The organism is Agrobacterium sp. 22-209-1 (assembly GCF_053522485.1).
This window is the reverse complement of the sequence record NZ_JBNWCH010000002.1, coordinates 24,398-38,989: the sequence shown is the minus strand read 5'-3', so window position 1 is coordinate 38,989 and position 14,592 is coordinate 24,398. Positions and strand designations below refer to the sequence as shown.

The 14,592-nt window shown below is 58.8% G+C and carries 8 protein-coding genes; 5 read left to right on the top strand and 3 right to left on the bottom strand.

Annotated features, from left to right (window positions below; all coding sequences use genetic code 11):
* Positions 1–215 precede the first annotated feature (215 nt).
* The 3 genes from ACQZ48_RS04495 to ACQZ48_RS04485 are packed head-to-tail and all read right to left on the bottom strand — an operon-like array spanning position 216 to position 5,229.
* Complete coding sequence (locus ACQZ48_RS04495) at positions 216–2,063, bottom strand: TniQ family protein (RefSeq protein ID WP_448728625.1); 1,848 nt, start codon at positions 2,061–2,063, stop codon at positions 216–218.
* Complete coding sequence (locus tag ACQZ48_RS04490) at positions 2,060–3,040, bottom strand: ATP-binding protein (RefSeq protein WP_448728624.1); 981 nt, start codon at positions 3,038–3,040, stop codon at positions 2,060–2,062. Before ACQZ48_RS04490 ends, ACQZ48_RS04495 begins: the two co-directional genes overlap by 4 nt.
* A gap of 2 nt (positions 3,041–3,042) precedes the next feature.
* Positions 3,043–5,229: a DDE-type integrase/transposase/recombinase gene (locus tag ACQZ48_RS04485; RefSeq protein ID WP_142912748.1), complete on the bottom strand. Its 2,187-nt coding sequence runs from the start codon at positions 5,227–5,229 to the stop codon at positions 3,043–3,045.
* A gap of 1,908 nt (positions 5,230–7,137) precedes the next feature.
* Between ACQZ48_RS04485 and ACQZ48_RS04480 the strand changes: the two genes are divergently transcribed.
* From ACQZ48_RS04480 to ACQZ48_RS04460, 5 genes are all read left to right on the top strand, one after another.
* Complete coding sequence (locus ACQZ48_RS04480; protein ID WP_448728623.1) at positions 7,138–8,799, top strand: N-6 DNA methylase; 1,662 nt, start codon at positions 7,138–7,140, stop codon at positions 8,797–8,799.
* Positions 8,789–10,096, top strand: coding sequence for a restriction endonuclease subunit S (locus ACQZ48_RS04475; protein WP_448728622.1), 1,308 nt, complete (start codon positions 8,789–8,791; stop codon positions 10,094–10,096). The genes ACQZ48_RS04480 and ACQZ48_RS04475 overlap by 11 nt, the downstream gene beginning before the upstream one ends.
* Positions 10,093–10,644: a hypothetical protein gene (locus ACQZ48_RS04470; RefSeq protein WP_448728621.1), complete on the top strand. Its 552-nt coding sequence runs from the start codon at positions 10,093–10,095 to the stop codon at positions 10,642–10,644. The genes ACQZ48_RS04475 and ACQZ48_RS04470 overlap by 4 nt, the downstream gene beginning before the upstream one ends.
* Before the next feature lie 3 nt (positions 10,645–10,647).
* On the top strand, positions 10,648–11,343 hold the full coding sequence (locus tag ACQZ48_RS04465; protein ID WP_448728620.1) for an abortive infection family protein: 696 nt from the start codon (positions 10,648–10,650) through the stop codon (positions 11,341–11,343).
* Positions 11,344–11,404: 61 nt separating this feature from the next.
* A complete protein-coding gene (locus tag ACQZ48_RS04460; RefSeq protein ID WP_448728619.1) occupies positions 11,405–14,548 on the top strand; it encodes a type I restriction endonuclease subunit R in 3,144 nt (1,047 codons plus the stop codon).
* Positions 14,549–14,592 lie beyond the last annotated feature (44 nt).

Below are 14,592 nucleotides of genomic sequence, written 5' to 3'. Positions count from 1 at the left end.
ACGCATGGATCATGCAGCCGCAGGCGACAGGTTCTGTCATGATCTCTAAGGATTGTCTCTGACACCTCTGCAAGGCATTGATTTTATTGAACCTCATGCTATTGCATCTATCTGTTTCGTCTCTCCCGATCTTTCAGCTATGTCTCTGGCGCTGTTCGAGACACAAAAAAAGCCCGCGGATCGCGGGCTTCGAGATCAAATTTTCAGAGACAAACCTAAGCGTTCGGCGGTAGCAATGACACCCTGGCGAGGTCTTCCTTTCGGTAGTACCTGGCGATCTTTCCCGACGTCTCGAAAATTGGCTTCATCCCGTTCTGATCGAGTTCGTCCTTCATCCAGGCAATGTTGCGCCGCCACCCACTCGCGACCCGATGCAGGGACCGGTGGTTCTCAAGGAAGGCATCTACGGTGTCCCGGTGAATGAATGACTGCGGTCTGCGAGTTCTCGGATTTGTCCTCACCTCGACAGGCAAAACACGATGCTTGACCAGCGCTGCGACGGTCGCGTCGGTTGTCGCCAGCGCATTCTTGACCTCCGTCATGTTGAGGTAGACGCCCCCGTTGCCGTAATCGTCTTCACCGTGATTGCCCTCCGCCGATACAGGAAGTTCTCGGAGATCGACGAGTAAGCTCCGCACCGTCATCGAGTCGTCGGCGCGGGCCACACGGGTCAGTTTCCCTTCAACGATCATTTCGAGAAGGTCGGCCTGGGTAAGGCTCTTCCGTTGGCAGGCGGTGGTGAGTGGGACAAGACCATGGCCTTCCCCCACCAGATTTGTCCGCTCAAATAGGCGACTACGAAATCCGTCGAGAGCGGCCTTCGACACACGATAGAAAGGGCGCTCACCCTTGACACCTCGTTCAGACGGAACAAGTACCCCCCGCTCGATGAAGTCGCGAACACGGTTTTCATGGGTTCCCAGCAAGGCCGCAACCTCTACCGTGGTCAAATTGTCAGCCGTGTCCCCGAGGATTTCGTCTGCGTCCGCGACCGAGAAGTAGACGCGCCTATCCGAGAGTTTCGAGTGAATGATGAGTCCCTGCTCCTCGAGCAGCTTCCTGACCCGTTTCCGATCCAAAGCATAATCGACGGCGGCCGACCGTACCGAATGGAGGTGTCGACGCTGGACGGGGAGGACAAAGCGATCTCCCGGCCCGACCGGCACATGGCGCTCTACGAGGTCCTGGAACAGCCCGACGATTTCAGCGTAAGCCGGTACGGTGGCATTGCGCCGAAGGTGGCGGACCATCGAGCCGAAAAACTCCGTGATGGTGTTGGCGGCAGGCCGATGCAGATCGATCGCCTGCGTCACCACCCTCTCGACCATTGCCCGTCCTTCCCTCGCGACCAGGAAGCCGGCGGCCCGGCCGCCGATTGTCGAGGCCGCCTTTCCGCCGACGATGAAGGAAGGAAGACGGTTGTGAAGGAGCCATCCGAGAAACTGGAAGAGCATAAGCAGCACGTGGACCTCCTGGCGGTCGATGAATGACTGGGTACGGTTTCCCGCGATGCGGCCTTCGATGTACGCATCAACTTCCAACTCCGCCTCATCCGCCGGAGCGCTCGGCTGGCATTCCAAATGCCAGCCTTCAGCCGCGAACAGGGCGACATCGTTCGCAGGCGCGTTGTCCCCGGCTTCAACGAGAAGCTCGCGGTGGTGGGTGCAGGCCATGATGGCACGCGTCATCCACGAAGCACGCTCGAATGGCCGTGATTGCGGTCGGCCCCTGCCCTTGTCCATGTCTTCGACGAGACAACGAGGGCAGAAACGGAACCGCCCCGCCACCCTCATCTCCTTGCGAAAAACGGCGTCGCCGAGCCGCCATTCCCCGGCTTCCTCGCTGGTAGGCACCGCGAAACGCCGGAGCTGGTCTACCGAGACCCCTGACCATGAGGAAAGCATCCTGATTGCGTCTTCGTCGCCCCGAGCAACGGCCTGAACCATGCTGTGGCCGATGAGGCCAGCCACGGACGAACAGCCCATGGCACGCGCCAACCGCGACGCGAGGCTGAGCGGCGTCTCGGAGTCGGGGTGGAACGTGACGTTTACAGGAAGCTTCATGCTGCCCTCCTGCTTTTCACCGGGGGTGCGATATCGTCGAGCGCGTGGGCAGGAACGATCTCACGCCAGTTGGCGGCGACGAAGACATTGTCGCGGCGCGTGCATCCCGTCATCCCTTCGTAGACCTTCGTGAAGTCGGCGAGCTTCACTTGGGTTCGCCCACTATCGGCCGCCCGGAAGCATGCCTCCTGAACGAGCTCGACCACCTGCCCGAACGCCCCACTCGCTGCTCGGCAGAGCTTCTCGCGGAAGACGTCAGTCTGCGTGTCGTCCGCGCGGGACATGCCACAGTCTTCGACAGTGACGGTCTCGATGATTTTTTCGATCCACTCTTCGTCCTCGGGATACTCCATGGGCTCGTACCGCATGACGTATGACCGGCGAGCAAGCTGCCGATCCCCCTGGAGAAAGGTAGCGAGCGCCGGCACGCCAGAATAGATCGTGTGGATCGGCCAGCCATCGATCTGAACCAGCGCCTTGAGAACGTCCTGGACCGCCTGGATTGCTTTGGGTGTGTTATTGCGAAGGACGTCCTGCATCTCGTCGATCCAAATCGCCTTCACGCCACGTTCCTTCAGCTGCTCTTTGAGGAATACCCAAAGCTCCGGGTCCGTCTTCCGGCCTTTCACCGGAACACGCATGGCGGTCAGGAGTTCGATGGCAAGCGCCCGCATGTTGCAGGGCTTCGGCGGCTTGATGCAGATCAGCGGCGTGACATCGTCGCCGTATTCGTCCTTGGATGGCTGCCATTCCTCGATCAGCGGCAGGATGCGTGTGATCGACCGGGTTTTACCGCTTCCGGTCTCGCCGATGACGAACAGCGACCTGCGCTGTGAACCACGGCCTCTTTCGAGGTCCTTGGCGTTTTTGCGCAGCTTCTCGATGAACCCGCTGAGGACTTTGTCGCGGCCAGATTCGAAGTATCGCTCGGCACTACGCTCCCGGATTGCATCTGGATTGACCTTCTTGGTAGCCATGATCAGTCATCCTCCTGTTCGTCGAACTTCGAGCGTGAGCGCACTTTTTCGACCGCTTCGGCGCGGGCCTGTTCCGCTAGTTCCTGGTCGCTACGCTGATTTTCAAGCAGCAGAGCGCCCGGAGGCTCAGTATTGGGGGCGGGCTCCATCACCTCGTCAGCCTCGCAGTTCGCTTCCCAACCGCGAACAACTTCGCGATTGAGCCGCTCCATGTCCTCGGCCGTTGGGATGCGAGCGCCAAGGTTGGCGCGGATGGTGGCGGCCTCTCCGGTGCGGCGCATGCGACGGATACCCGCGTACATGATCTTGAGGTCCTCTTTCGTCTTCTCCGCGATCTCGTCGCGCTCTTCCTTGAGGACGGCCAGCCATTCGTGAAATGACACGGTGTGATCCAGGCCGAGGACGTTTTCGACGGCGAAGTATTCCGTTTCGTCCTTCGCCTTCACCAGGACGTGGCGCGCGTACATGGGGTCGTACATCACGTCGATCGGCTTCTGGCCGATGCGGCGGCGGAGCGCATTGAGCCGTTCATCACGGAACGTCACACCGCAGACGACAATGCCGTCCTTCTGGATCGTCGCAGTCGTGGGATAACCAAACGCCGCAATCATACGAAGCTGGCTGGGCGGATACTTGATCTCGATAGAGCCGGTAGCCTCGACCCACTCGTTATGCGGGGTGTTGCCGCCGAGACCGCTGTGGCGCGTACGGTGATAGATATCGCAGATCGCGAAGATGATGATCCTGGCGAACTCGTCCATGAACACGCTGGCATGAGCCTCCGCGTTGTAGTCACCCTTCTCTTCGACCGAGGCAAAGGTACGGCCGTCGAGGAAGTGCGTGATCAGCGGGCCGATGATCCCGAACAGCCGCTCGATGAACGGCCGGCGCGCGGGATCGCCCGCAGGCTGGCGAACGACGGTCACGCCGATGGACTGAGCGCCCGTGATGAAGTGGTCGGAAAGCATTGGCCCGCCGTTGTCCATCGACGCGAGGTCGGGCTTCACGCGGGCCGACCAAGCGGTTTCGGCTCCAACCATTCGCGACAGATCGGTCTTGTCGGTCATCGCCATGCGCAGCACGCCAGCGATTGCCTCGGCCGACGGGGTCGGCGTGATTTTCACGCCGAGGACGTATCTGGTGGCGACGTCGATGGCTACGGTCACGCAGATTCGAAGCGTTTTAGGCAAGGCTTTGACGAACACGTCCGGCAGATGCGCCCATACGCCTGTCTTCACCAGCAGCGTAATGAGGTCGCCCTTCCATTCGTCGATTTCGACCAGAGCGCCGGGGCGCTCGACATCGAAGCTCGCCTTGACGTCGCGGAAGTACTTTAGGGCAGCCTCTTCTCCTTCCCGGCTGGCCATGACTTCAAAGGCATCGAACCTGTTGATCGCGTTCTTCGTCTTGGTAAGCGAGAATTCCAGGAGCTCGGAGAGGCCAGCAGCACGACGCTTGTCATTCTCCCCGTCCCGCTCCGCGAGATAAGCAAGATGAACCTGCGCCGGCGTGGGCCGGAGGCGGCTCAGGTACTCACGAGCCATCTTCTGATGAAAAAGTTCGCTCGCGCGGCACGGAATTACCGTGCGGCTCCCCGGGCCGTGATGCAACGGCACAAACACGACGGGATTGCGTCCTGCCGCAATATACTTGTCGTAGTCGCGTTTGAACGTCTTCCAGCTCGGACCGTTGGAGATTTTGACAACAGTCTGACCCGTGCGGCGTCGACGACCATTCTTTTTCTTGGCGTCGGGACCGAGGAGTTCCTTTTCCCACCATTCGTCGAGCATGGGCTGGAGCTTGACTGAGAACGGCAGTTTCTTTTTCGCGTCCCTGCACGCAGTTTCGTACCGCCCGATCAGCTTTTCGCGCAGGCGAGCCGCCAACCGAACCTTAGGATCGAAGGCGTTGAGCGTCTTGTCGCCATGGATGGCCAGCGTGCGCTGGATGGGCGCGCTGTGGTGATAGTAATAGACGTCGGCATCTCCGGCGTGGAGACGATCCCATACGTCCTGACGGGTTCGCACCATTGTACGAGCGAGGTCTTCCTCGTGCGCAAAGGTATAGGTCAGGCTGTCCGAGAAGACCGGGATGTAGTTCCTCGTGCCTTCCTGATAGCGGTCGGTACGCCCCATAGATACGAGGGAATGGGTGTGGGTACGGGTCGGAAGGGGATGACTGTAGGACACGTACGCTCTCCTTTTCGTGTCGTGACGGACTGGGTAGGCTCAGACGGCATGGGATTGGCCATGCCGGTTATGAACCAGGTCAGTTCGTCGATCCGACCGATGCCTTCGGGAAGAAGTTCGCCGAGGTCGATGAGATGCCAGATGGCAGCCCGACGGGCGGCCACGTTCTGGCATCCGGAGAGGAGGGTCATGAATCTGAAGCGTCCAGTCATGCGACGAACGATTTTGCGAAGTTCATCTGCCGCTGCGGGATCGCACGTCTCGCGCGAGGCGAGGATTTCGGAGCAGTTGTGGAAGGAGGCGACCGTACCGTCCTTTTCGGTCATCAGGCGCGTCTCGTCGGCCAGGCGGCGTCCGCCTTTGTGTGAGATGCCATCGTTCTCGATGCGGGTCAGCATGTCGAGCATCGAGGCGCGCTTGCGGTTCATCTTGACGGCGATCGCCAGCCGCCGGCCGTCCTCGAACACGACGTAGTAGTCGAAGGTGTGGGTGCGCGTGCGACCGTCGGCATCGACGTAAGTTACGCGAGGGTATTGCGAATGGATTTCCCGAACGTTTTTCCATGTCTGGAGAAGATAGGAGACGCGAAGCTCGAGAAGGCTTTCATGCCAGAGGATGATCCCGCGGAAGATCGAGTGACCACGTGACGTTTTGGCCTGCTTGAGTGCAGGGCGGCGGGTCGCTAGGCCAGGATGCGGCGGGGTGAAACGGAACGTCTCGGCGCTTTCGGCGGAAGGCTTGAGCGACGAGGAACTCTTGAGGCTGCTCTCGACCTTTACCTCGTGGGAAACCAAGGCTGCCCTCGACGCAGCGACAATGGCTTCACGCTTCATATAGAGTTTACGTGCAACGCGGTTCTTGAACGACATGCGCGGGTTCCTCGCTCTCGGCTCCAATGGACAATTCCACTGGCCGAAAACACACCCGTTCAGGCAGGCTCACGGCTCAGTGAGGAGCTATTCTCCGTATGCAAGCCATGATCTTCACCCTTCCGCATCTGCCCGTGCCTAAGGCCGGCCTATTAAAAACCCCGAGACATCTGTCTCGTTCGAGGTCGTCAGTGCACCATTTGAGAGCACATTTCAGAACCGCACGGACCCGTACGCGTAAAATATTAACGAAAGGTTAAAATTAGTGGCGCGTGTGAAATTTTTATCGGGATTCAGCTTTTACAAGATCGCCTCGACATGGCAGGTGCCGATAGGTCGGTCGGTACTTGGCGACGGCAGGCGCGTCTGATACCACTTTTGTATCGAATTCAGGGTTCGGCGCTAGTGACCTTGGGTTTCACCATCGGAGATGTCGGGGCGTGTCTGTTTCCCCTCTGGCTCTGCATTGACTGGGTTTACAACCTTGATCAGCGAACGGAGGTATTCATGAAGGCAATGCTCAAGACTGGAGTGGACGTTCTTGCGGTTCTGTGGGGCCAGGTGGGGGAACGGACACGCCATCGACAAGAGGGTGAATGGGACCCAAGCGTTATGCCGAAAGGCCCGCACGGAGCGGTTCGAGTCCGCTCCCCCCACTCCAGTTTTTCCATGGCCAGCCCAAGGGGCCGGCAATATGGCTTGTCGCCGTTGTTGGCCCAGAGGCTGCGCAGAGACTGCAGGCCTCGCTCTACGTCAGAGACGAGAGCTCGCCCGGTCGAGTTCGCGGTGGTCCAGATGGAAAAGCGGATGCTGCCCAAAAGCCCTCTTTTCTGGCTAAAATCGATCGAGTTTCTTGACACAACATCAGAAAGGCTTGAGATCGGCGCTTTCGCGCCAAGCTAAGGTGACGAGGTGAACTACTGGATTGCTGACTCGCCCAACTACTTACTGATGGCTGGGCTGGGGTTCCACCTGCTGTTAACCTGTTGTTGATAATAACTGGCACGACTGTCAAATTTTGAGAGACTGGAGTTTAGTCGTGCCACGTGGGAGAAAACCTAAAGACAATAACCCCGTTGCCAAGGCAGCAAAACCTGGCCCTTCCATCGCGGCTACACTTTTTGCGGCCGCCGATAAGCTGCGCGGTAACATGGATGCTGCCGAATATAAGCATGTCGCACTCGGGCTTATTTTTCTAAAGTACATATCCGATCGGTTCGATGCGCGCATTGACGAGGTTAAAGCGAACCCGGAGGAAGCCTTCCTCCTTGACGACCCAGACGCAGCTCGTGACCTCATCATCGGTGCCGACATCTTCTTCGTACCCGAACGTGCGCGCTGGACCTTCCTCAAGGAGAACGCCACCAGTACCAAACCAACGATCGGCGAGCTTATCGATCAGGCCATGATCGCCATTGAAACGGAGAACCCTACGCTCAAGGGCGTGTTGACCAAGAATTACGCAAGGCAGGAGCTGGACCAGAACAAGCTCGGCGAGGTGCTCAAGCTCTTCTCGGACATCAAGTTCGAGGATGCGCATCATGGTGCAGATGTGCTCGGTCGAGTCTACGAGTATTTCCTCGGTGAGTTCGCTAAGCTGGAGGGTAAGCGCGGTGGGCAATACTACACCGCCGGCAGCGTGGTGAAGCTTCTTGTAGCCATGCTGGAACCCTTCAAGGGCCGCGTCTATGACCCCTGCTGTGGGTCAGGAGGCATGTTCGTGCAGTCCGAGCGCTTCGTTGAGGAGCATGCGGGCAAGCACGTTGATCCCAAAAAGGCACGCGACCAGATTGCTGTCTACGGACAGGAGTCCAATGCTACCACATGGCGGCTCGCCAAGATGAACCTCGCCATCCGGGGCATCGAGGCGAACCTCGGTTCCAAGTGGGCGGACACCTTTCACGAAGACATGCACAAGGGTCTCATGGCGAAATACGTGCTCGCCAACCCGCCCTTCAATGACAGTGATTGGGGCGGGGAGAAACTCAGGGGCGATACCCGCTGGCGTTATGGCGTGCCTCCCGCAGGCAATGCCAACTTCGCCTGGCTACAGCATATCATCTACCACCTTGCGCCCGATGGATACGCCGGCGTGGTTCTGGCCAACGGCTCGCTCTCCAGTCAACAGTCTGGCGAGGGCGATATTCGCCGGGCTCTGATCGAGGGCATCACTGTCAGCGAATCCGGGAAGCAAATACACTATCCGGGCCTCGTCGATTGTATCGTGGCGCTACCGGGACAGCTATTTTCCACCACACAGATACCAGTCTGCTTGTGGTTCCTCACCCGCGACAAATCGAATGGCCTCTCACGTGACAAGAAGCTGCGTGACCGGACGAACGAAATCCTATTCATCGACGCGCGGAATCTCGGCACGATGGTATCGCGCACGTTGAAGGAACTGACTGATGAAGACATCGCCAAGGTTGCCGACACTTACCACGTGTGGAGAGAGGCAGGCGGACACTATGAGGATGTGCCAGGCTTCGCCAAGTCCGCGACCCTCAAAGAGGTCGAGGCGCAGGGTTTTGTGCTGACGCCGGGACGTTATGTCGGTACTGAGGCGGCGGAGGAGGACGAGGAAGGCTTCGACGCCAAGATGACGCGGCTGACCAATGTGCTGAGCGAGCAAATGGCCGAGGGCGTGGCGCTCGACGAACGCATTCGCAAGGCGCTGGCAGGAGTCGGCCATGGCTGGTGAGTGGACAACTGCACGTTTGGCAGATGTCGTGGCCAGGATACAGACAGGGCCATTCGGAAGCCAGCTTCATGCCTCTGATTATGTGCCATCTGGCGTGCCCGTCGTCATGCCTACCAATATACGTGACCGCCGCATCTATACGGAAGGTATCAGTTATATCCGCGACGAGGACGCCAATCGCTTGTCTAGGCATAAGCTGCGGCAGAACGATCTGGTATTTTCCCGGCGTGGCGAGGTAGATAAGTGTGCACTCGTAACCCGAGACACTGTCGATTGGCTCTGCGGGACGGGCTGCTTGCTCGTTCGACCTGACGAAGCCAAGTGCGACCCGGTCTTCCTGTCATTTCACATATCCGCGCCCGAAACGCGCGATTGGTTGAAGAAACATGCGGTTGGGCTGGTCATGCCCAATCTCAACACGGAGATACTCAGCAATATACCACTCAACCTGCCTCCTCTTGGAGAGCAAAGGCGCATCGCCCATCTCCTTGGCTCTCTCGATGACAAGATCGCGTTGAACCGGCGCATGTCGGCGACCCTGGAGGAGATGGTGAGGGAGGCATTCAAGAGCTGGTTCATTGATTTCGAACCCGTCCGCGCCAAGGCCAAGGGCCACCCCACGGGCCTACCCGACACCACCGCCGCCCTCTTCCCTGACCGGTTCGGAGAAAATGGTCTGCCGGAGGGGTGGGACAAGGCTCCACTCCTCGACCATGCGCGACTTATTTCTGGAGGAACGCCGAAGACTGATGAACCAGCCTATTGGGACGGCCCTGTTCTATGGGCCAGTGCAAAGGACGTGAGCCAATGTGCCGATCGGTTCCTTACAAGCACCGAGCGCACCATCACGCGTCGCGGCCTGGAGCAAAGCGCCACACGTTTGGTGCCTGCCCTTTCAACGGTCGTCGTCGCGCGCGGAGCGACCACCGGCAGGCACTGCCTGTTTGGTCGAGAAATGGCCATGAACCAGACCTGCTATGCACTTCACTCTGACGCAAAGAGACCGTTTTGGCTCGCCTGCACGTTCTCGGCAATGGTGAACGACCTGGTACGTGGCGCGCATGGCTCGGTGTTCGACACGATCACAACCACGACCCTTCAGACGGCAAAGGTCATCTATGGCGGCGACGAGATTGTTTCGGCGTTCGAGCGTACAGCCCAACCGATCTATGAACGCATCCTCAACCTTGTTGAAGAGTCAGCTACGCTGCGCGCGGTCCGCGAGACCCTGCTACCCAAGCTGATCTCCGGTGAAATCCGCATCAAAGACGCCGGAGCTACAGGGGTGGCGGCATGACGGAAGCGCGGCTTGATCTGAACTGGCGTCTCTTTGCTGATCCCCCAGACGAACCTGAAACGCAGTACGGCGCGATGTTGGTCAACTACAACGGCAATACGGCGCGTGATACCTACGACATGGTCATGTCCTACCGCGCTGCGGCGTTCCGCCTGCTGGATGCGGCAATGAAACATGGCGAAGCATGGGAGAGCGTCGACCCGATCTTGTTCTGCTTCCGGCACGCACTGGAACTGAATCTCAAGAGTCTGTTCAAGGGGGCACACCTCCGCACGCACGGCCTCCAGCCTATGGCAGACGCGCTGCACGAACGGCTGTCCTTACGCTACCCGACCGTTCAGGTCGACTGGCTGCGCGATCGTATCCACGAGTTCGACGCAGTTGACCCGCGCTCGACGGCCTTCCGCTACGATGACGCCGCGTCTCCCACTGCCCCACCGGAGCTATGGGTCGATTTCGCCAAGCTCAGGCACATCATGACCACGATGTTCGACGCGCTGGACACAGTCCGACGCCATGACTTCGAGCTGGAACGGGAGAGGGCCTGACGCATGCCTTATACGCTCCAGATGCTCCGCGCACTCATGGAAACCCACCCCGACCGGGCGGAGCCGCTGCGTATCCACGTCGAAGCGCTGGAGCGAAGCATCGAGATTCAACCTGCCTTCTGTCTCCAGAGTGTCCGCACGCTGTTCGAGGCAGCACATGCCACCATAGGTCCGCGCCTCGGCGTCGTTTTCGGGAAAAATGAGAATTTCCAGCAGCGAACGCGCACCCTACTCAATGCCATGGACTTTTCGGTGGCGGATCACCCCGAGACGGACAAGATTGGCGAAACGATCACCAAGTTGCTCGGTAGTATAAATGGAGCGGCACTGGCGCTCGCTGAACTTAGCAACATACCGAACATGCGTCACGGCGGGTCACTCGACTGGGGTACCTTGCAGCGCCAGCATGCGCTGATGTTGGGTGGCCTGTGCGACAGCTTGGTCGCTTTCCTCTTCGATGTCGCCTGGAGCCGGACCACGCCTGAAGACGCAGCAGGCGACCAGCCGGACTACGGTGACCATAACGCGTTCAATGCCTATCTCGACTCGGAGTACGATCCCATAGAGATCGCCGGTGCGGCCTTCGACCCCAGCTACGTCCTGTTCCACTTGGATGAGACCGCCTACGACGCGGCGCGGATTGACTGGGAGGCCGAGAGCGCGTCCGAAGCCACTGACGACAAGGAGGTTGCGGCATGAAGTGGGCGTGGCAACCCTTCTCGAGTGACGCCCTGGCACATAATAGCTCGGTGAGGTAGCGATGAGCGACACTTATTCTACTCCTCCCGATAGTCCGCGTATGGAGTTAGCCGAAGAGGCTGTCGAATTGGCGGCGCTCTCTTGGTTCGAATTGCTCGGATGGAACAGTGTTCCCGGCGACTATCTTGCGCCGGACGGCCCCATGGGCGCGCGGACCGATTATCGCGAGGCGATCCTAGAGCCTGAATTGCGCAGTGCAATCGCCTCCTTAAACCCTGAGGCAACGGCCGACATGGTCGACTCAGCCGTACTAAAAATCCGGGCATCGCAGAGCCAGGACCTCATCGAGAACAACAGACTTTTCCACCCTTTCCTCGTCAGTGGTGTACCTGTCGAAGTGCACGAGGGAGGGACAACTCGTTTCGTGGGCATCAGGATCGTCGATCAGGATAATCCACTGGCTAACCGACTACTGGTTGCCAACCAGTTCATTGTAAAGGGCGAAAAAGGTACCGTGCGAGCGGATGTTACGGTTTTCGTCAATGGCTTGCCTCTCGCGGTGTTGGAGTTGAAGAGCCCGTCCGACGCATCAGCTACGCTGGAAAAGGCTCACAACCAGCTAGCGACTTACAAGACGAGGGCACCTGAGCTGATGCGCACCAATCAGGTGCTGGTTATCAGCGACGGTAGCAACGCACGTATCGGCTCGATAACGGCGCAGTTGGATCGCTTTGCCCCATGGCGGACTATTGATGGCACCGACATCGATGATGCGGGCCGCTCAGAGCTGGAGGTGCTGATCCGCGGCGTTTTCGCCCCTGAACGGTTTATAGACCTAATTTCCGACTTCGTCGCATTCGAGGTCAAGGATGGTACCGTCAAGTCCAAGAAACTCGCGGCATACCATCAGTTCCACGCCGTGAAAAAGGCTCTGTTCTCGACCCTCGCCGCGGCACAGTCAGGAACCCGAAAAGGTGGTGTCGTCTGGCATACACAAGGGTCTGGCAAATCTTTGACCATGCTGTTCTTCGTACGACAGCTTCAGCTAGCAAAAGAACTGAAAAACCCAACCATCGTTTTGGTGACTGACCGTAACGACCTCGACGACCAGCTTTTCGGAACTTTTGCCGATCACGGGGCGGCACTGCGCGGCACCCCTCGGCAGGCGGGGACGTCCGAAGAGATGCGCAGCCTCCTCGCGGTTGATATAGGTGGGTTGGTTTTCACGACCATCCAGCGCTTCAGGGGTGAGGATGGTTCGCATCCCCTTCTGACCGACCGCAGCAACGTGATCGTCATCGCTGACGAGGCGCACCGCACACAATATGGTTTCAAGAAACGCTATGTTGAGCACGACGGCGGGATGAGGGAAGCGGTGGGGTTCGCCGACTACCTTCGGCAGGCCCTTCCGCATGCAACGGTCGTTGGCTTTACAGGAACACCCATCGAAGAGCGAGACCGCGACACGTACGGCACTTTCGGGGATGTCATTGACACCTACGACATGACCCAAGCAGTCCTTGATAAAGCTACTGTACCGATCCATTACTCGGCCCGTCTTGCTCGTCTACACCTTGCCCTGAATGACGAAGAGCGTGCCCAGCTCGATGCGCTCGCCGAGGAGCTTGCCGAAGGCGACGATGCTGCGGTGGAGCGGATAAAGGGGAGACTGGCACGTTTTGAAGAAGTCGTCGGTTCGCCTGATCGGGTGGCTCAGATTGCCGCTGACATCGTGGATCACTTCTCTACGCGGCGTGATGCTATGGCGGGCGGCAAGGGAATGATCGTGACGGTCAGCCGTCGGGTCGCTGTGATGCTCTACGACGAGATCGCTAAACTGCGCCCAGAATGGGTTTCCAACGACACCAGTGACGACAAGTCCGGCCTATTAAAGGTGGTGATCACCGGCAACCGTTCAGACGATCCTCAGCCATTGCAACCTCACTTGCGTACCAAATCTCGTTTGGAGGCGCTGGCGAATAGGTTCAAGGACCCATCATCTGGTTTCGATCTCGTCATCGTGCGCGACATGTGGCTCACCGGTTTCGATGCTCCTTCCCTCCACACACTGTACATTGACAAGCCTATGCGCGGTCATGGTCTCATGCAGGCAATCGCGCGGGTTAACAGGGTCTGGGGCGACAAGCCGGGCGGGCTGGTAGTTGATTATTTGGGGATTGGTACCGAGCTGAAGGCGGCCTTGGAAAAGTATACCCAGGGTGATCGTGACCAAGTGCGTATGGACCCTGACGAAGCTGCGCGTCAGACTCTAACACTGCTGGAGAGCGCGCTGGCGCTGCTCGATGGTGTCGCATGGAAGGACTTCTTTACCTCGCCTCCGACGGCCCGCCTTACGATTCTGAAACAGTGCCTGGAACACCTTCTGGGAACGGGCAGACGTGACGCTTTCATCGAGACAGGTTTCAAGCTGGAAGTCGCCTATGCGATCAGCGCGGGTGATGACCGGGTGAAGGGTCGGGCGCACGAGATAGCAATGGTCGTTGCGCTCCGCGCCAATTTGGCGAAGTACACCTCGGGCACGGGTCGTAGCCGCACCACAGTTGAACGGGACATACGCCAACTGCTTTCAAAAGCCGTGATGGCAGATGGCATCCTCGACGTCTTCAAGTCCGCTGGCCTTGATCAGCCCGACCTCTCCATCTTTTCCGATGAGTTCCTTGCAGAAGTGCGCGGCACCAGTCAGAAAAATCTGGCTGTCGAGACTTTACGTCGCTTGCTAGCAGATGAAATCAGCGCGCACACGCGAACCAACATAGTTCAGGCGCAAAAGCTAAGCGATCGATTGGACGAGACTCTGCGCAAGTACCACAACCGCGCGGTCGACAGCGTTCAGGTCATTGAGGAATTGATCGCACTTGCCAAAGAAATACGAGCGAGTGGCGCGCGGGCGGCGGAGCTGGGCCTGACCCAGGAGGAAGTCGCGTTCTACGAGGCGCTGGCCGAGAACGGGTCCGCACGCGAACTGATGGCTCATGAGACGTTGCGCACCTTGGCACGATTGTTGGTACAGACGATCCGAGACTCGGCAACCGTGGACTGGACCCGCAAAGAGGGTGTGAGGGCCAAGATGCGCATCGAGGTGCGGAAAATGCTTGCCCGATACGGTTATCCCCCGGACTTACAGAAGGCCGCTGTCGACTTGGTCGTCCGTCAGGCCGAAGCAATCGCCGCGGATTGGGGATGAGTCCACTTTATCTCCGAAAAATCGGCGAGTTAAGACGACAAGCT

Excerpts from the sequence above, each read along its gene's own strand:
- ACQZ48_RS04495 (WP_448728625.1), bottom strand. The coding sequence starts at position 2,063 with ATGAAGCTTCCTGTAAACGTCACGTTCCACCCCGACTCCGAGACGCCG.
- ACQZ48_RS04490 (WP_448728624.1), bottom strand. The coding sequence starts at position 3,040 with ATGGCTACCAAGAAGGTCAATCCAGATGCAATCCGGGAGCGTAGTGCC.
- ACQZ48_RS04475 (WP_448728622.1), top strand. The coding sequence starts at position 8,789 with ATGGCTGGTGAGTGGACAACTGCACGTTTGGCAGATGTCGTGGCCAGG.
- ACQZ48_RS04470 (WP_448728621.1), top strand. The coding sequence starts at position 10,093 with ATGACGGAAGCGCGGCTTGATCTGAACTGGCGTCTCTTTGCTGATCCC.
- ACQZ48_RS04465 (WP_448728620.1), top strand. The coding sequence starts at position 10,648 with ATGCCTTATACGCTCCAGATGCTCCGCGCACTCATGGAAACCCACCCC.
- ACQZ48_RS04460 (WP_448728619.1), top strand. The coding sequence starts at position 11,405 with ATGAGCGACACTTATTCTACTCCTCCCGATAGTCCGCGTATGGAGTTA.